This is a genomic window from Bifidobacterium olomucense, from assembly GCF_012932375.1.
GTDB lineage: Bacteria > Actinomycetota > Actinomycetes > Actinomycetales > Bifidobacteriaceae > Bifidobacterium > Bifidobacterium olomucense.
Genome location: NZ_JAAIIG010000005.1, coordinates 39,916 through 58,033, shown reverse-complemented (window position 1 = coordinate 58,033; position 18,118 = coordinate 39,916). Strand labels below are relative to the sequence as shown.

Here is an 18,118-nt window from a genome sequence, read left to right as displayed (position 1 = left end):
CCGGACCACAACAACGGCAAAGCCGACGCGATCAACAAGGCCAGCGCAATCAGCGCCGCCCGCCTACCCACGGTTGCGTTCACATCCGGCGAGCCCAACGATTCCGCCAATTTTGTTGACCAAGGACTTGCCCGGTCCGCTCAGTCTGAATCGGCTTGCCGAAATCGGGACCGTGCACAAGCTCGACGAATCTGCCGGATACTGGGCCGAACATGCCGACACGTTATACGGACGCGCACGCATCGTGGCGAAAGTGGTGCCATTCGGCACGGTACCCTGCATGATGACAGCCGCATGGGTGTGGCTGAACGGCATCGACTTCCCGGAAACCCTCGATGTGATCTCCACCTCGCATTTTCGCACCGCTTCCGTCGGTCGGCGTATCCGTGTATTTAAACGGCTGACGTTGCCTGAGCAGATCATCAAAATAGGAGGGATGCCGATTACCACACCGGCACGCACGGCTTGCGATCTGGTGATGGTGCCGAACGATATTCCCAGCCCGTCGCTGACCAACACTCTGGTTTGCCGGCTGATGTCCGCGTACGCGTTCCAGCCGAGCGACTGTTTGCGCATTATCCGGGAGCACCGGCACCATAAATTCGCCGGGCGCGCACGATTGTTCTTTGAATCAATCCAGCGGGAGATTGACGATCGGCCTGAGGCTGAAGTTGGGTCGGAAGCCGAGCTTGGGTGTGGGGCCGGGACTGAGTCCGGGGCTGCGACCCAGACTGAATCTGGGATCGGATCTGAGCTCGCAGGTGAGAGACCTGAAGCATCGGCCGCAAACATTTTGGCATTGCTGGATCAGCATTGAAGCGCTGTTCGCAGAAGCGTCAGCAGAAGTTTCAAAAGTTTCAATAGAAGTCTCAATGGCGCGAAACCAAGTCGGGAAAGCGCAAACCACACCGGCGCAGAAGCATCCCAACATAAGCAGACGCGAACTTGGACGAGTCGCGGAACCGCCAATTTTATTCATCTCAGCGAGGACCGCACATGGCAGAACAGCGTACATTCGGACCGCACATGTTAGGACTATGCATGTTAAGACCACGCATGACGGCATGGCACACAACAATCGACAGCGCACCACCACGACGCGCAAGGCATCGCCGCCATGCGAGGCATCGCGCCAACCATCGTCTGGCAAGACTCCGGCAACAGCAGCGGTTGCCCCGTCACGCCGCCGGTCATACCGCCAACCAGCGATATATCAACGATATGACGGCGCCACCGGAACCACCGTTGGCCCTGACACCGGCCGTGGCGTGTTCGCCAGACACCGGCGAAGACGTACTCTGGCATATCGCCCAGCACGTTCCCGAATTACGGCGATGGCTGGTGGCCAATCCCAAAGCAGGGGCGGCGCTGCTCGAATACGTCTCACAAGCCGGCGGTCCCGGCGTCAGACAATCACTGGAAATCCTGCTGGAATCTCTGGAACAGGAGTGAGCGACCGAGCAGCGGACGGCCGCCAATGTACAAGCAAACGGCAACCGACAATGCGCGACATACAATCGACTGCCGCGCAGTCTTCTCTGCTTATCTTTATCTCTCGGGCTCGGCCTAGACCTAGCCTAACCCTTGATATCCAGCACAGCCTGATAGACCTGCTTGCGGTTGGCCAACGAACCGTCGGCCAACGGATGTTCCTGCACCACTTGGGCGATGGCGTCCTTGATACGCACGCCGTCTTCCAGCGCCCGGTCGATGGCAAGCACGGCCATATCCTCCACGCTTAAGCTGTTAGGCGCTGCGGCTTCGGCCTCTTCGTCCGTGGCGCCGCCGATCACCAGCACCATCTCGCCGCGAGGCGGATTGTCAATTACGCTCTGACGAATATCGGCGATCGACCCTCGACGAATCTCCTCATAATCCTTGGTCAACTCACGGCATAGCGCCATCGGACGAGCAGGACCGAACGCGTCCAATACATCGTCCATCGAGTCGGCGATACGGTGCGGGGTCTCGTAAAAGACGATGGTGCGACGCTCACCCAGCAGCGTGCGCAGATACTGCACACGCTCGGAATGTTTGCGCGGCAGGAATCCCTCATAGCAGAAACGGTCGGTAGGCAAGCCGGAAAGCGCGAGGGCATCGAGTACCGCCGAGGGGCCGGGCGCACAGGTAACGGGCAGTCCTCGTTCGATGGCGCGACGCACGATGGCCAGACCGGGGTCATTAATGGTTGGCATGCCGGCATCCGAAACCACCAGCACCGTGGCACCGGTTTCCACCTGATCGAGCAGACCGTCGGCCTTGCTGCGTTCGTTGTGATCGTGATACGCCACCACGCGACCGTTCACATAGACGCCAAGACGGCGTGCGAGGTCGTAGAGACGGCGGGTGTCTTCGGCGGCGACGATATCCGCTTGGGCGAGCAAGGCTTTGAGCCGGTCGGAAGCGTCGCCGACATTGCCGATTGGCGTGGCGGCAAGCACTACGGTCCCCGCCGGGATGGTTACCGTAGTTGTGGGTGTGTCAGGGGTGTTTGCTCCTGCTGGCTGGCTGAGCGGCTCGGCTGCTTCGGTCGTACCGGCATCGACAGCTTCCTCACCATAGGCCATCACACTGGTCAATTCGGACCGCCCGGTCTCGGGCACAGTTTCATTCGCATTGTCTGCCATGTTCTCTGCGCTTGTCATATCTCCAGTATCACCCACCCCACGGAGTTAATCGGCTCTGCTCGATGACTTTCTCACGTCTTTCCGGCGGCTTCCCACAGCTTTCCGGCTTACAAGGGGCTGATTTCCGCTTTCGGGAAGATCTATCGGCTCTACGAGGGGTTGTCAGAGATGGTTCCGGCGTGTATTAGCGCTCCACATCGCCGTTATTTTGAGTAAGCGCAGCCCCTTATAACGCAGATAGATCTTTCAGAAAGCGGAAATCAGCCCCTTGTAAGCGAGATACGCCATCACTGAGCGACGATCATTGCGAACATGCGGGCTTTCAGGGCTATAGGAACAGGCACCAAGCCGACAGCTCAGGAATTCGGCGTTGTCCGGAACGTATTCCATCCCCTAGAGTAAAAGACCAAAACGCAGGGTTAATAGACAAAACGTGGGTCTTAAATCCTAGGTGAGGCGTTCTTCCGACTCACATTCGGGGTTATAGGCCAAAATGTGTGTCTGTTTGGGCTTGTCGGGCCTTGGGATGATTGCAGGGGCATCAAGCTCGTCCGCGGAAAAGAAAATGGGCCGCTCGCGGTGGAATGAATGCAAGCGACCCAAGTGGAGCTGACGGTAGTCGAAACCGCGACCTCTTCGATGCGAACGAAGCGCTCTACCAACTGAGCTACAGCCCCTTGGAATGTTGCCTTGCTCCGCAGGGCAACTCGCATAAATATAATACGGGGTGTGGCCAAACGCAATTTGACGCGAAGAGGTGTCGTCGAGGCAAGTCGAGGCAAGTCGAGGCAAGTCGAGGCAAAGCTCACGCTTCCAGCACGTCAAGCACTTTCTTCTCGTTGTACAACGCGAATACGATGCCGCCCAAACCGCACAGCGCCGCGGCGCATACGGCCGCAATCCGGTACCCCGCGCCGGAGGCCATGCCGATGGTGGATACGCCGGTGAACAGCAGCATCGCCACGGATTGCCCCATTTTCATTGCGAAGGTGCGAGCCGCGTAGAACATGCCCTGACGGTCCTGACCGGTCACGCGCGAGCTGGCATCGGCGATGTTCGCCACAATCGCCTGCGGCAGAATGCCGAACGCGGCCATAGGAATCGCGCCGACCACCGAAAGAATCAGGCCCTGAGCCATCGCCGGCAGGAAGCTCAACTCCTCCGAACCAAGCGCGCCGGCGAATGCGAACGCGCACGTGAAGATCACGAACGCTACCAGCAGCAACCTTTTCTTGCCAACGCGGTTGGCGAGAATGTTCACCGGCATGTAGAAGAGCACGGAGACGCCGGTCATCAGCACGAAGTAGATGGTCGTAGTGGTTTCGGGCAACTTCAGCAAGCTCGTGACAAAGAACGGCAAACCGGTCTGGAAAGTGGTGATGGCCACCCAGTAGACCACGTCGGAGCAGACGAATTTGCGGAATTCGCCGTCACCGAACGTCTGCTTCAACGATTCGATGGTGGATTCCGAGGTCGGCTGCGAATTGACGTATTCCTTCTCTCGAATGGCCAGCGGCGGCACGAGCATGCAGATGAACGCCACGGCGGCCATGATGGTGAAGGTCACGCGGATGGCGGTGATGCGGCCCATCATCGGCACGAACGCACCCCAAATCACCGGTGCCACGTAAGCGATCGCTGTGCCGAACACCCACGTGAAGGAGATGGCGGTGGAGATGGTGAGCTGCTGTTTGGAGTCATGCCCGAGTTCAGCGATCAACGCATTGTATGGCGTGCAGTAGAACGTGAGGGCGATGTAATATCCGATGACGGTCACGAACAGGAATGCGCCGTTGATCCAACTCGTGCCGTTGATCGGACTCCAGAACACCAACACGGTGACGATGGCAAGCGGCGCGGCCGCGAACTTGAGGAACGGCATACGCCGGCCTTCCTTCGCGCCGCATCGGTCGGAGAGGGAGGCCACGGCCGGGTCCACGAAGGCGTCAAAGAAACGAGCGAATGCGGTGATGCCGCCCACCACGGTCACGATGCCAAGCACCACTAGTCCCTGCGGCACGAACACAGTCTGGCCTTGGGAGATGGTCTCTTGGTCGGGTTGGTAGAAGTACACCAGCCAGTTGGAGATGATACCGGACAGCAGCGCCCAGCCGAACTGACCGATCGCAAACGCCCACACTTTGGCAATCGGCAGGTCTTTGATGACTGACTTCCCCGCAATGCCAGACGCACCAGACACACCGGACGCGCCGGCCATACCAACCGTATCGGCATCGGAAATTCGAACAGAACCACTCACAGCCAAACCTCCTTGTTGACGCTGCGTCAACATCAGTGTATCACTCAGCCTTCTTACGACATTCACCCCAAAACCAAGCCCCAAACCCCCGTACACAACCATGAGATCACATCTTCAACCCTCACCCTACCCATCTCAGATCCCACACCCGTCAGCGTACGTTTCTCCAGAGTAATTCCGCCCCATCCGGAAGAACGTACGCTCAGCCGACCGTAACGTACGTTCTCTCAGAAGACCGGCGATACAGTCCGGAAGAACGTACGCTGCGCGCACCAAAGGCACAACGGCACCAAACCCGTCGGAATAAGATGATCACATGACCACTCTCGCCGAGCAGCTCCCCCATGTCGCCGCATTCCCGCACGCGCTGGGCACGGGGCTGCTGATTCACACCGAGCATCCCCTGAGCGAAGCGGCTCGTGGACGAATCGGCTCGTTCATCGAACGATATGAGTCGGTGTTGTCTCGGTTCAGAGAGGATTCGACGGTCGCCCGGATGCGCGCCGCCCGGCACGGCGGCACATTCGTTTTCCCCGATTGGTGCGCCGACCTGTTCGATCTGCACGACCGCCTGTTCACGGCAACCGGCGGCGCAATCGACCCGTGCGTAGGCGAGGATTTGATTCGACTGGGATACGACGCATCATATTCGTTCGTCGTCTCGCCCGACGCTTTCGGCTACGACAGCAGCGACGATGCTTTCGTCCGATCCGATACGCTCGACACAGCCGCCGCCCAACACTTCGGTGACGCAATCCGTACGAAGGCAGAACGCGAATGGCATCTGGGGGCGATTCACGGCCGCGCGGCATGGGTCAATGACGTGACTCGAAACGGCGCAACGCTGGTCACACACCGTGCGGTCGCGCTTGACTTCGGTTCGTGCGGCAAGGGGTACTTGGTGGATATGATCGCCGGACTCTTGGCCGACGATATCGACAGAGTCGATGAAGCCAACCGCTCTCAGCCGACCTCGATGGCCGCTCACGATCATCCCGACAGCGAAATATCGCCAGCCCTGGAACGCCGGCAGACAGCCGCAACACCGGGCGCAGGCCAGTGCAGCAATCCCAACTATGTCATTGACGCGGGCGGGGATCTACTGGTGAACATCGCCGAACCGCTCACGATTGCACTAGAGGACCCGTCCGATGCAAGCCGGGCGGTCGGCACTGCCGAACTGCGGCACAGCGCTTTCTGCGCGAGCGCGCCCAGCCGTCGCCATTGGGGCGAAGCCGCCGGACATCAGCTTCACCATCTGCTCAACGCCATCGATGGACTGCCGGTCGACGATGTAGCAGCTACTTGGGTTGCCGTTAGCGCCGCATCATCCGCATACCCCACCGCGGTCGCCGACGGATTGGCGACCGCATTGTTCACCACACCGGCCAGCCGTCTCAGCCACTGCTTCGATTTCAACTGCGCAATACTCAACGCCGATCGCACCGCCACGCAATCCGAAGGCTTCCCGGGCAACGTGTTCACCCGATAATCATCATGGAGGCCCGCATTACACAGCCAGAGGCCTCCCGCTACGGACTTGCCGTCGAGTTCGAACCGCGTCACAATCCATCGCGCAACCGAATAGCGATTCTCTGCCGATAATTAGCAAGCCATAAGCAATCAATATATCTGAGCCGCGATTTGACCGGCACTCACCATATATATTGAGACTCACCGAGGTTCATTGGTTGGGCAAGGACCTCGCAGGGGGAAATTCAAAACATCGAGCACTGGGGGACTTGTATCCAGCTATGGCGCGCAGACGCCATAAGCAGTCGTTCTTCTCGACGAATCAGCGACGGATCAACGGCGAATCAACAACGAATCAGCAAAACCCAACTCAATCGTTCAGAAAAGGCATGTATGACTGGCTATACCGCAGGGGCACTCTCTCTCAAAAGCCCCAAAGCTATTGCCGCCGCAAGAGGGGGCATGGCTCAATACGTCGTCCAGCGGCTGCTGCAAGCGCTGTTTGTAGTCTGGGCTGCGTTTACGCTGAGCTTTTTACTGCTGTATGCGCTGCCCGGCAATGCGGCTACGCAAAAGCTGCAGACGTCAAGCTACATATCCCAAGCCCAATATGAGCAATTGGAGCACTACTACGGTCTTGATCAGCCGCTTCTGACGCAATACGTCAAGCAGCTCACCGGCATTCTTCACGGCGATTTAGGCATCTCCGTCGCAACCGGAATGCCGGTATCGCAACTTATCGGCAATGCTTTGCCGCAGACCCTCGGACTTACTCTATTGGCGTTGCTTATTGCAATCACTCTGGCTTTTGTGGTCTCCACTTTGGCTACAGTCTCCCGTTTTGCAACGGTACGACGCATATGCTGGGCGCTGCCGGCCATAGGCTCCTCCATTCCAGGGTTCTGGATCGGCCTTATTCTCCTGTGGCTGTTTTCGTTCTCCCTGCATATTTTCCCCGGAGTAGGCGATGGCAGTTTTGCCGCGATGATTCTGCCGGCCGTGACCTTGTCGCTGAGAACCGGCTCCCTGATCGCCCAAGTGCTCACCAACAGCTTGGACAAAGAGTGGCACTCGCCGTATATGCAGACGGTGCGAACCGTCGGATACGGGCGTTTGGCGGCGCTCTTCCAGCAAGCGTTGCCGAATGCATCCATCTCAGTAATGACGGTGATCGCCACTCACATCGGCGAACTGCTGGCAGGCACCGTAGTGGTGGAAACCGTATTTTCTCGCAATGGCATCGGACGAATCACGCAGGTGGCGGTCACCTCGCAGGACATGGCCGTAGTACAGGGCGTGGTTATTTTCACCGCCGCCGTATATGCCGGCGTCAACCTCGTGGTGGATCTGCTCTACCCACTTGTCGATCCTCGCATCCGCAACAGCTCGCGAAGGGGAAGAAAATGAAGCAACCGGACACCATCGCAATCCCGTTGAAGGTACAACGCGTCGGGCAACGCACCAAAACGGCCACTCTCTCCTTCCCGCGGCATTCGCGGATCTTGGACGCATTCGTCGGCAACTTCCGTCAGCCATCCTTGGCGATTGCCGTCGCGGTACTGCTGCTCGTCTTGGGCTGGGCCATCAAACCGAGCCTCTTCACCCGATTCGATCCGATTCAAGGAGACGCCGCCGAACGATTGGCCGCACCGAGCGCTCGTCACCTGTTCGGCACCGACCAGCTTGGGCGCGATGTGCTCTCCCGCATGATCTATGGTGCCGGAGAATCGGTTCGCGCGGCACTCCTCGCTATTGCGATAGCTTTGGTCGTCGGTTCGCTGCTCGGACTCATCGCCGGACTGTCCGGCAGTGTGGTCGATAGCATCATCATGCGCGTCGTGGATATCCTGCTGTCCATTCCGGCGCTGCTGCTCTCCATAGTGGTGGTTACCGCGCTCGGATTCGGAACGACGAAGGTGGCCATCGCCGTCGGCATCAGCGGAATCGGAGAATTCGCAAGAGTGATGCGTTCCTCCGTATTGAGCATTGCGTCTCGCAAATACATCGAATCCTCATATGGGTTGGGCCTCGGACATGCTCACGTGGCGTTCACGCACGTATTGCCTAACGCCTTGTCAGCGGTTCTCGCATTGGCTTCGATTTCCTTCGGCAACGTCATCCTGCAAATCGCTTCGCTGAGTTTCCTGGGGTACGGCAATCCGCTGCCGGCCCCGGAATGGGGATCCATTATCGCGGACGGCAGAAACTATCTGGTTTCGGGATGGTGGCTGATTGTGCTGCCCGGACTTGTGGTTATCGCTGTTGTGCTGTCGGCCAATCGCCTCGGGCACGCATGGAATGACTGAAAGGAGTGAATCATGACAGCTCTGTTACAGATCGAAAATCTTCATCTCACCTATCATGACTCGCAGCAGTCCGTTGAAGCGCTTCAAGGCATTTCGCTTGACGTCCAACAGGGGCAGACCGTATCGGTTGTGGGAGAGTCCGGCTCAGGCAAATCATCGCTGGCGCACGTCATCTTGCGCACGCTGCCCGATGCGACCACGGTGAGCGGAACTGTGCTGTTCCAGGGACGCAACGTACTGGATTTCAAGCCGAAAGAAATCACGTCATATCTCGGCTCGGATGTCGGATATATTCCGCAGGATCCTGCCGTCGCATTGAATCCGGTCCGCAAAATCGGCGCACAGCTGATCGGCGTATTGCGGCTCAGGAATCGCATCACCAAGGCTCAGGCAAAGCAGCAGGCGATACAGCTGCTGACCGACGCCGGACTTCCCCATGCCGAGACTCTGCTGGAGAAATATCCGCATCAACTCTCCGGCGGCATGCTGCAACGAGTGCTGATCGCCATAGTGATGGCGCTGCACCCCAAGCTACTGATCGCGGACGAACCGACCAGCGCACTCGACGTCACGGTTCAGCGGGTGGTCCTTGACTGCTTGGATCGATTCATCCGCAAAACCGGCAGTGCGATGCTATTGATCACCCACGATCTGGCCGTAGCCGCCGAGCGATCCAGCCGCATGGTCATCATGCATCACGGGACGATTGTCGAGCAAGGCGAGACTTCCGCGCTGCTGAACAATCCTCAGGATGAGTATTCCAAGCGCCTTATCCGCGCCGTTCCCAGCATGGATAGCGAGCGTCTCTTGTCGTCCGATCCATATGTCCCGGACGATGAAGAGGCCCTGCTTGAAGTCAAGCATGTCAGGAAGGCGTTCCCGGGGAACCACAGCGCGCCTCACGTCGCTTTGGATGACGTATCGTTCAATATTCCGGACGGACGGGTGCTCGCGTTAGTGGGAGAATCGGGGTCCGGGAAAACCACGACTGCACGAATAGTCGTCGGCACCGAAAAACCCGACAGCGGATATGTGCAGTTCAAAAACACCAAATACGCCGGACTGAATAATCGCGATAGCCGACCCATTCGACGCAAGATCCAAATGGTGTACCAGAATCCATACGCTTCGCTCGATCCTCGGTACTCGGTGCAGCGGCTGCTTGATGAAGCCCTGACGGCATCCGGCAACAAGGACAGCGCGACGCGACGTGCGCAGATACGTGATCTCATCGCCGATGTCTCTCTGCCGAACACCGTGCTCGACCAGAAGCCAGGTGATTTGTCCGGCGGGCAGTGCCAGAGAGTCGCCATCGCCCGGGCTTTGGCCATGAAACCCGACTTGATGGTGCTGGATGAGCCTACGAGCGCACTGGACGTCTCAGTGCAGAACGACATCCTGCACCTGCTTCATAAAGTTCAGGTGGAGCATGACATGGCGTACCTGCTCATCTCGCATAATCTGGCGGTCGTCCGAATGCTCGCGGATGAAGTCATCATCATCCATGATGGCCTCATTGTGGAACAGGGCGAAACGGATCAGGTACTCGCCAATCCGCAGCATCCTTACACCCAACAGTTAGTCTCCTCCATTCCGCGCTGGCATCGTCACGTCAATGTGCCTTCGTCATTGACGTGACGACAGAGCCGATCGCGGCCAATACATACGAATACTTACGCAGTACTTACGCAGTACTTACGCAATTTACAACGACAATTCATTCCTACGTACAGAAAGCAACACCATGACTTTTCCGACTTCCCTGTTCGCGTCCCGCACCAAGCGATTGCTCACCGTCCTTGCCGCCGGCACACTGGCATGTTCACTGGCCGCCTGCGGCAGCGCCACAGCCGCGCAATCCGCCACCGATCAGACGCTCACCGTCGCATTGGACGGAACCGTAAAGTGCCTTGATCCATGGCAGTTCGATGAACCGGCTGTGCATAACGTGCTGCGGCAGGTCGTGGAAAGCCTTACCGCTTTGGACACGAAAACCGGCAAGCTGCTCCCCGCCTTGGCCGAAAGCTGGGAGTCCAATGCAGACGCGACGGCATTCACCTTCCATCTCAAAAAAGGCGTTCACTTCTCGGACGGCGAGGAGCTTACCGCCGAAGTGGTCAAAAAGAACTTCGATCAGGCCGCGACCTATCCGCAGGGCGTCAGATCCAGCAGCTACTTCGCCAACTACAAAAGCACAACCGTGGTTGACCCGCAGACCGTCACCGTGGCCTTCAGCAAACCGAATGGTTCGTTCCTGAATCACACGGCCAGCGATTTCCTCTCGATTCTCTCCCCGAACACCATAGCCCAGTCCGCCGAAGCGCGATGCGCCGCAGGTGTGGTGGGAACCGGCCCATACACATTGGGCAAATACACGCCGAATCAGGATGTGACCATCAACGCGAGGAAGGATTACGACACCAATCCTTCATACGCAGGGCATACGGGCGAGGCATATATCAAGACAATCGTGTTCAAGCTGGTGCCTGAATCGAGTTCCCGTCTTGGCCTGTTGACTTCAGGACAGGCACAGGTCGTGCAAAGCATCGACCCGCAGGATTTCCAGTCCGCCGAAGGTTCAGGGGCGACAATCGTGCCCGTCACCACGCCCGGCGTGCCGCTCCGTCTGCAGGTGAACGTCAAGGAGGCGCCGTTCACGGACCAATCCGTGCGTCAGGCCGTTTCATATTACTTGAACCGTGACGAGATCAACACCGTGGCTTTCGGAGGCAAGTCCGAGCCCGCCATCAGCCTGTTGACCAAGAACGTTTCCGGATGGATCGATCTTTCCGATGAGCTGAAATACGATCCCTCCAAGGCCGACAAGCTCCTTGAAGACGCCGGCTGGAGCAAGAACAGCGACGGCATTTGGGAGAAGGCCGGCAAGCCCCTGTCGTTCCACATCACCAAAGCCAGCCCGTATACGCTTTCCCAGAAGCTGCTGGAGCTCGTGGTGCAGCAGCTCAACCAGAACGGCCTGCAGGTGGATTTCGCAGACTACACCGGTGATTATTCGGAGGTCACCGGCAAGCACAAGTACTCCATCCTGTTCGCGAACACCACCGATATCGATGCGGACGTACTCCGCGGCCAGGTGTCTCCCGTGGACGGCGGCAATCGTTCGAATCTGGATGCCGACGACGATCTAGTCGCGCCGCTGTCCGAACAGAACGCCACCACCGACGACACTGCCCGGAACAAGATTCTGCAAGACGTGCAGAAGGAAATCGTGGAACGCGGTCTGCAGATCCCGGTCGCGTATCTCGTGCAGTTCTATGGTCTGAGCAAGGGAGTGCAGGGCGTTACCTACGATGCGGAATCTCGCCTGAACCTGTACGACGCGAAACTCGCGTAAGGAGCTTGGACCTATGAGCGCCTCCCATTCGTTCAGCCATCTGCCGCAAGAGGCACATAACCAGACACATCACCGCGAGCACGCGACGATCAAGCGCGGCAGACCCTTCTACGGAGTTTCCGTAGGCGTGGCCATGCTGGACTCGACCATCCCGCACCCCCTCGGGGACATCGGCAACGCGACCACATTCCCTTTCCCGGTGCATTATGCCATCGTGCAAGGCATAGGTCCGTCCGATATGATCGCCCCGAAATCCGAGAAAGTCCGAGAGGGGTTTATCGACGCCGTCAACACGATGGCCGGTCAGGGCATTGCAGTGGCAGGCACATCATGCGGACTAATGGCGAGATACCAGTCGCAGATCGCCGATCGGACCGCCATTCCGGTAGCTACTTCAAGTCTGCTGCAAGTGGAATTGGCGCTCAGGCTGCTCAGATCAGATCAGAAAGTGCTTGTGGTCACCATCGAACAGCATGGAATCGATGAGGAACAGCTGCTGGAAAGCGGCGTCCCGCAGTCTGATTTCGCACGGGTGAGGGTCGCCGCTCTGACTGAAGCGACGTATCTGCATGGCGTGATCACGTCAGACACCGACGACTACGACGTCAGACGAGCCAGCGATGAAGTCTTGGCCGGCATCGACCAGGCACTGGCATCGGACGACAGCATCGCCGCCATCGTGCTGGAATGCACCAATCTCGCTCCGTTCTCCGAGGATATCCGGCATCGCACAGGCCTGCCGGTGTGGGATGCGGACACCTTAATCCAGTGGCTTCATTCCGCAGTCCAATGACGTCTCATGTTCTGACGTTTAGACGTTCTGCGACTTACGAACAGTTGCCATACACACAGCTGCTAGAGAAAGACTTTTTGACATGACCAAGCGATACCTCGTCATAGGCAATGGGATATTAGGCGCGGCCACCGCCGCAAGACTCGCATCACGCGGCCAGCAGGTGACTCTGCTTGACAGCGGCTCTCCGGAAGAGACGGCGTCGGCGAGATCATTGGGGTGGATCAACGATGCCGCCGCCACCTCCCCCGCATATCACACGTTGCGCACATTGGGACGATTGAGGCTGGCCCATGAGCAGCTCCGATCCTCGGCGTCCTGGTACCATCCCTCTGGACGACTCGATTGGGGCAGTTCGTCGGACCGTCAGCTGCTGCCGACGACAACCGTGGCTGTTTCACGTGAATCAATCGATGCTGAGATCGCACGTTTGGCGTCTCAAGGACAGGATATATATCCGATTTCCGCTCAGGAAGCCCAGTCGATCGAGCCGACAGTGGACTGGTCCCAGGTGCGGGGAACGGTACTGTACGAGCCGGAGGATGCGTGGGTCGATCTCCCGTTGCTCATCCATGAACTCAATGGCGTCGTGAAGCAGCATGGCGGGCAGATCGTCCCGGCCCGCGTCAATCGTCTGCTCACCGATGAAAATCATGTGGTGTCAGGCGTGCAGACCGTTGACGGCCAGACCATTGACGCAGACAATGTCATTGTCGCCGCAGGATCGGCGACCACGAAACTTCTCGAACCGATCGCCGACATCCCCGAGTCATCGAATATCGGCGTCACGATAACCACCGAACCGGTCGACAATCCGCCACGGACACTGTTGCGCATACCTTTTGCCGGAGTGAGGCCGGATTCATCAGGACGACTGGTCATCGTGGCGAGCAAGCTGGAAGAACTCGTCGATACACCGGGACAGGCCGTACCGGAAGAGGCGGTGCGCACATTGCTGGATGCAGTAGGCAACGCCCTGGAAGGCAAGCCAGAACTGCACGCCGCAAGCGTGAAGGTCGGCATCCGCCCCATTCCCGCAGACGGCTATCCCGTAGTCGGCACCATTCCCGGCACCAATGTTTCCGTCGTCTTCACGCATAGCGGGGCCACGGTCGGCTTGCTGTTGGGACAGCTGTTGGGAGACGAGCTGGTGGACGGCAACGAGTTCCATGTGCTGGACGATTTTCGACCGCAGCGGTTCGCGGCGAACTGACGCGCCGGCTTCCCCTGTCCGGCTCTCCTGTCCGGCTCTTCTGTCCGGCACCCGAATTGAAGGCACTCCGATATTCACATCGAAATTCATATCAATCATCGGTTCGATGCGTTCCCGCATCGACCGGCGCAACAGCGAAGGACAAACCAATGACGGATTATGGCACCCTTTTTCCCACTACCACAGCGGATTCCGCCGAACAATACCTTGAACTAGCACAGGACGCGGAACGTTCGATATCCCAATATGCCCATACCCACGCTGACGGCGTGTATTGGACGACGGAGCCGAATGCGCCGTTGGATCTATCCCGATACCACGGTTCCACCGGCATTGTGGAGTTTTACGCCAATCTGTATCAGGCGACAGGAAACTCCACATATGGCGAGATTTTCGCCAAAGCCGCCCGGTTCGCGGCACTTCACTGGCGGGATATTCTCCTGCCAGACAATGTTGCGGCATTGCAGCGGCAGGAATCCCTGCCGGAACTCGGCAAAAGCGTCGACTTCGGCGTAGGAGGCGTCGCCGAATCACTCAGGCGAGCATGGTATGCCGTATCCCAGGATCCCAGCGCCCAAGACTTCGACCAGGACTTAAAGAACACCATCGAAACGGCTCTGGCACAGATCGCGCAATGGTACCTTCTCATTGCGGAATCAGGCGAAAATGGGGTGCACTGGGCGAATAACAGTGCCCAACTATTCGATGGCGGCATCATCGAAATTCTGATTGACATCAACGCCATTCTCCAATCTAATGAGATCACCACAGTGATCGCCGCCGCCGGACGCGAATTCCTTTCGCACGGAGTGCGTCAACCTGACGGATCCTTGGATTTTGACGCATTCGCACAGATCGCCGAACGCAACTACTGGCGCGACAAGTATTATGAATCGCTGACAGGCGATGCTCGAACGGGCGGTTTCGTCGAACCTGCCACCATTGCCAACTATCAGCGGCTCATCGGCTCTCACCGCCCGAATTTTTCGTATGGGCCCGCAGGAGCAGGTTTTACGCTGCTGCGGCTGTACCACGAGACCGGCGATCGTTCTTATTTGGACGGCGCAAAGCAGGCCGCCTTGTTCCTCACCAATCATGCCGTGTCCCAGGCCAAAGGCTTCCTTTCTCCGCACGATCTCAACACAGGCCGCGATCTGTTCTATGCGGGAGAATGCAACGGCATTGCCGGCACCGCAAAGTTGTTCTTGTCGCTCTACGCATTGACCGACGACGAATCGTATCTGGATACGGTCAAGGGGTATGTTGAAGGACTCGAATCCATCGGCGTTCCCGAACATCAATCTCCAGGGTTGTGGAATAACGTATGCCAATGCTGCGGACATGCAGGACTTGTTCATTTCTTCCTGAGCCTGAACGAGATCCATCAAGACGAGCATTGGCTGGAGCTCGCCAATCGTGCCGCTTCCGTGCTGCTCGGCACCGCGAAGGTAACTCGTTCCGAATCTGGGGATCAAGCGATATGGCCTATAGCATGGTCCAGGCTGAATCCCACTCGCATAGGGCGTCCGATCGGATTGCGCGACGGTGCCGCAGGCGTAGCTTCCTCACTGCTTGAACTGTACCTTGCAGACAAGGGCGAGCATCTTCCCCGCGCTTATGACGACATTGGTTTCTGGAAATAAGGTCGTTGACGCCTCATGGTGAATACTGAACCTGCCCGTTACGGCTCCTTGAGCCGATCTCACCAGTAAGCGGAAGTCACATGTCGAACAACATGTCGAACACGGTCAGCGACAATGTCGGTTTGTCCAGAAAATTCGATGCCGGGACGGCGTCGTCTGTTCTCGGCACGGCAGCCGGCATAGGATCCTATGTTATTTGGGGCTTCCTGCCGGTTCTTTTCAGCAATCTGAATGCGGCCGGCTACGAAAAGGTGATCGTTCAGAGAATACTGTGGACAACCGTTCTGTCCATAATGTTTCTGGTATGTACGGGCAGGATCCCCAATCTTGTCAGGCTTGTCACTGACAAGAAGCAGCTTGCCGCAACCATCATCTGCGCATTATTGCTCGGAGCGAATTGGCTGACTCACATATATGCGATATTGTCCAATCAGGTCACCGATGCCGGCATCGGCTATCTGGTCAATCCGTTATTGACAGTCGTTCTCGGCGTGGTGGTACTTAAGGAATCCTTAACCCGAACACAGTGGGTAGGGTGCATGGTGGCCTTCGCCTCCGTATTGCTATCGGGATACGCCAATGGGCACATTCCGATAGCGGCGGCTCTGTTGCCGATTACCTGGTCTCTCTATGGTCTTGTGCATAAGCTGGTTCCCAGCATTGTCGATTCACTCACATCGTTCTCGGCTGAAATGCTGGTGCTCGGCGTGGCAACATCGGTATATGTGTTGGCCGGCGGAAGAGCCATGCCCGTTATCTCGGGAATACCCGCTGGCCAGTGGGCGCTGTTCGTATTATCCGGACTACTGACTTTTGCGCCCTTGGTACTGTATAACTTCGCTCTTTGCCGCACCATGCTGACCAATCTTGGCATCACCCAGTATCTTTCCGCGATCATCCAAATTTGTCTGGGCGTACTGTATTTCAAGGAGCCGCTTTCGGCCGGCAGCGCAGCAAATCTCATCCTGTTGGTCTGCGCGCTCGTCATATTCGCAGCCGGCGGCGCAAAGCACGCGGGAGGAGACGGCAAGCCGTCGCGCCGTGACTCCATATAAAAATCCATGAAGTTTCGACAAGCGGTTGAGCCACATACCGGTGCATCGCTCGTTGAGGTATCGGGGGTACCGCTGGTTGCCCTCCGGTCACCGCATGCCGGCACCCGCAGCGGCAATGGCACAGCGGCAGAGCTACATGGCAGACCAACCGACCCCGATGCCGCTATCTCGCTTACGAGGGGCTGATTTCGTGGCGGCGGAAGGTCTATCCGCGGTACAAGGGGCTGCTCGCCGAGTATTCACACGCCCAAAACGGCGGAACGGCGTTGGCGTGAAGGCATTCGCACCAACGTTTGCATGGGAGAAGAGCCCTTTGTAACGCGGATAGACCTTCCGCCGCACAGCAATCCGCCCCTCGTAAGCGAGATAGCGTCACAAGCAATCAGTCGTCATCCACATCACCAACCTTGAGCTGGTGCTCGTTCTGCGGTAGATCGGCCAAGGCTGCACGGATCTTGTCCGCTCCCACACGCTCCAGCAGATCTATGGCTCCGATATTGTCTTCCAACTGGGAAAGCTTGCTGGTACCCACCAACGTGGAGGCCACCTGCGGATTGGACAGGCAGAACGCAATGGCGAGCTGTGCGGACGAAGCCCCAAACGATTCGGCCAGATCGCGGAAACGGCTCATATCTTTTTCGGCGGCCTGCATCATATGTGACGGCCCCAACGGACGCTTGGCATCTTCGATGCGACGTCCAGCAAGCACACCCACCGCAAGCACATTCGATGCCTGATACGCCAAGTCGAATTCCTGAGCTACCTTTACCAGCTCCTTGTCCTCGGCCATATTTCGGCTGATAGCGTTGTAAGGAATCTGAAGCACGGTGGGTTTGGGCATGCCCTCACGATCGGCGAATTCGCAAGCGAATCGCACCTGCTCGGGGGTGGCATGGTTGATGCCCCAATGCTTTGCCAACCCAGCTTCAATTACGTCGGCCATCTGTACCACGATGTCCATCATCATGTGCTTGGCGCTGTAGGCGTTCAGTTGATCGACACGCTGATAGTAAAAAGCCGTATCCGGATTTTCGATGACCAGATCCGCGTAATCAACTTGGGCACGCGGCAGCGATTCCGCAAGCTGAACCTTGAACCGTGGGCGAGGACCGCCATACCACAGTTTCTCGGTATGGATGTAATCCTCACGCTTGATGCCTGCAGCCTCGCGCGCAAAACCGAATCGAATATCCGTAGTGGAAACCCGCTCAAGTGAATTCACCGCAGAGGTGTAGTGCCCCACGTCAAACCAATTCACACCATGTTTGACGGCATACGACAGCAGCTCCTCAATCTCATCCTGACTCATGCGGTCGTAAATGTGGTACGACCCCAAACTGATGGCTGAGACCTTCAATCCACTGTTGCCCAATGTGTTGTACTGCATTGCAGT

General features: G+C 57.7%; 13 protein-coding genes, 1 tRNA gene and 1 pseudogene. 11 read left to right on the top strand and 4 right to left on the bottom strand.

Annotated elements, in window-relative coordinates; all coding sequences use genetic code 11:
* Nucleotides 1-73: 73 nt before the first annotated feature.
* A pseudogene (locus G1C97_RS06835) lies at nt 74-655 on the top strand (hypothetical protein); the annotation flags it as partial.
* 566 nt (nt 656-1,221) lie between these two features.
* Nucleotides 1,222-1,452: a variant leucine-rich repeat-containing protein gene (locus G1C97_RS12510; RefSeq protein ID WP_169241131.1), complete on the top strand. Its 231-nt coding sequence runs from the start codon at nt 1,222-1,224 to the stop codon at nt 1,450-1,452.
* A 125-nt stretch (nt 1,453-1,577) separates the two neighbouring features.
* On the opposite strand, the gene rsmI is transcribed toward G1C97_RS12510, so the two are convergent.
* The 3 genes from rsmI to G1C97_RS06815 all read right to left on the bottom strand — a co-directional run bounded on the left by rsmI (nt 1,578) and on the right by G1C97_RS06815 (nt 4,845).
* Nucleotides 1,578-2,645, bottom strand: a complete 1,068-nt coding sequence (gene rsmI, locus G1C97_RS06825) for a 16S rRNA (cytidine(1402)-2'-O)-methyltransferase (RefSeq protein ID WP_417852217.1) — start codon at nt 2,643-2,645, stop codon at nt 1,578-1,580.
* Nucleotides 2,646-3,231: 586 nt separating this feature from the next.
* Nucleotides 3,232-3,304: transfer RNA gene (locus tag G1C97_RS06820), tRNA-Ala, on the bottom strand.
* A gap of 128 nt (nt 3,305-3,432) precedes the next feature.
* Nucleotides 3,433-4,845, bottom strand: coding sequence for an MFS transporter (locus G1C97_RS06815; protein WP_169241215.1), 1,413 nt, complete (start codon nt 4,843-4,845; stop codon nt 3,433-3,435).
* A gap of 358 nt (nt 4,846-5,203) precedes the next feature.
* Between G1C97_RS06815 and G1C97_RS06810 the strand changes: the two genes are divergently transcribed.
* The 9 genes from G1C97_RS06810 to G1C97_RS06770 all read left to right on the top strand — a co-directional run bounded on the left by G1C97_RS06810 (nt 5,204) and on the right by G1C97_RS06770 (nt 16,725).
* Nucleotides 5,204-6,379: an FAD:protein FMN transferase gene (locus G1C97_RS06810; RefSeq protein WP_169241130.1), complete on the top strand. Its 1,176-nt coding sequence runs from the start codon at nt 5,204-5,206 to the stop codon at nt 6,377-6,379.
* 443 nt (nt 6,380-6,822) lie between these two features.
* Nucleotides 6,823-7,767 (top strand): ABC transporter permease, encoded by a 945-nt coding sequence (locus tag G1C97_RS06805; RefSeq protein WP_169241129.1) that lies wholly within the window; start codon nt 6,823-6,825, stop codon nt 7,765-7,767.
* Complete coding sequence (locus tag G1C97_RS06800; protein WP_169241128.1) at nt 7,764-8,666, top strand: ABC transporter permease; 903 nt, start codon at nt 7,764-7,766, stop codon at nt 8,664-8,666. Before G1C97_RS06805 ends, G1C97_RS06800 begins: the two co-directional genes overlap by 4 nt.
* Before the next feature lie 12 nt (nt 8,667-8,678).
* Nucleotides 8,679-10,304: a dipeptide ABC transporter ATP-binding protein gene (locus G1C97_RS06795; protein WP_169241127.1), complete on the top strand. Its 1,626-nt coding sequence runs from the start codon at nt 8,679-8,681 to the stop codon at nt 10,302-10,304.
* 106 nt (nt 10,305-10,410) lie between these two features.
* Complete coding sequence (locus tag G1C97_RS06790; RefSeq protein ID WP_169241126.1) at nt 10,411-12,021, top strand: ABC transporter substrate-binding protein; 1,611 nt, start codon at nt 10,411-10,413, stop codon at nt 12,019-12,021.
* A gap of 13 nt (nt 12,022-12,034) precedes the next feature.
* Nucleotides 12,035-12,814, top strand: a complete 780-nt coding sequence (locus tag G1C97_RS06785; RefSeq protein WP_169241125.1) for an aspartate/glutamate racemase family protein — start codon at nt 12,035-12,037, stop codon at nt 12,812-12,814.
* A gap of 82 nt (nt 12,815-12,896) precedes the next feature.
* A complete protein-coding gene (locus tag G1C97_RS06780) occupies nt 12,897-14,027 on the top strand; it encodes an NAD(P)/FAD-dependent oxidoreductase (RefSeq protein WP_169241124.1) in 1,131 nt (376 codons plus the stop codon).
* A gap of 149 nt (nt 14,028-14,176) precedes the next feature.
* A complete protein-coding gene (locus G1C97_RS06775) occupies nt 14,177-15,670 on the top strand; it encodes a lanthionine synthetase LanC family protein (protein ID WP_169241123.1) in 1,494 nt (497 codons plus the stop codon).
* Between the two features lie 80 nt (nt 15,671-15,750).
* A complete protein-coding gene (locus G1C97_RS06770) occupies nt 15,751-16,725 on the top strand; it encodes an EamA family transporter (protein WP_169241122.1) in 975 nt (324 codons plus the stop codon).
* Nucleotides 16,726-17,107: 382 nt separating this feature from the next.
* Here G1C97_RS06770 and G1C97_RS06765 read toward each other — a convergent pair whose 3' ends face one another.
* Complete coding sequence (locus G1C97_RS06765; protein WP_169241121.1) at nt 17,108-18,112, bottom strand: aldo/keto reductase; 1,005 nt, start codon at nt 18,110-18,112, stop codon at nt 17,108-17,110.
* Nucleotides 18,113-18,118: the final 6 nt, after the last annotated feature.

Coding starts and splice junctions, on each gene's coding strand:
- G1C97_RS06775 (WP_169241123.1), top strand. CDS start 14,177: ATGACGGATTATGGCACCCTTTTTCCCACTACCACAGCGGATTCCGCC.
- G1C97_RS06770 (WP_169241122.1), top strand. CDS start 15,751: ATGTCGAACAACATGTCGAACACGGTCAGCGACAATGTCGGTTTGTCC.
- rsmI (WP_417852217.1), bottom strand. CDS start 2,645: ATGACAAGCGCAGAGAACATGGCAGACAATGCGAATGAAACTGTGCCC.
- G1C97_RS06790 (WP_169241126.1), top strand. CDS start 10,411: ATGACTTTTCCGACTTCCCTGTTCGCGTCCCGCACCAAGCGATTGCTC.
- G1C97_RS06785 (WP_169241125.1), top strand. CDS start 12,035: ATGAGCGCCTCCCATTCGTTCAGCCATCTGCCGCAAGAGGCACATAAC.
- G1C97_RS06805 (WP_169241129.1), top strand. CDS start 6,823: ATGGCTCAATACGTCGTCCAGCGGCTGCTGCAAGCGCTGTTTGTAGTC.
- G1C97_RS12510 (WP_169241131.1), top strand. CDS start 1,222: ATGACGGCGCCACCGGAACCACCGTTGGCCCTGACACCGGCCGTGGCG.
- G1C97_RS06800 (WP_169241128.1), top strand. CDS start 7,764: ATGAAGCAACCGGACACCATCGCAATCCCGTTGAAGGTACAACGCGTC.
- G1C97_RS06780 (WP_169241124.1), top strand. CDS start 12,897: ATGACCAAGCGATACCTCGTCATAGGCAATGGGATATTAGGCGCGGCC.
- G1C97_RS06765 (WP_169241121.1), bottom strand. CDS start 18,112: ATGCAGTACAACACATTGGGCAACAGTGGATTGAAGGTCTCAGCCATC.
- G1C97_RS06810 (WP_169241130.1), top strand. CDS start 5,204: ATGACCACTCTCGCCGAGCAGCTCCCCCATGTCGCCGCATTCCCGCAC.
- G1C97_RS06815 (WP_169241215.1), bottom strand. CDS start 4,845: ATGGCCGGCGCGTCCGGTGTGTCTGGTGCGTCTGGCATTGCGGGGAAG.
- G1C97_RS06795 (WP_169241127.1), top strand. CDS start 8,679: ATGACAGCTCTGTTACAGATCGAAAATCTTCATCTCACCTATCATGAC.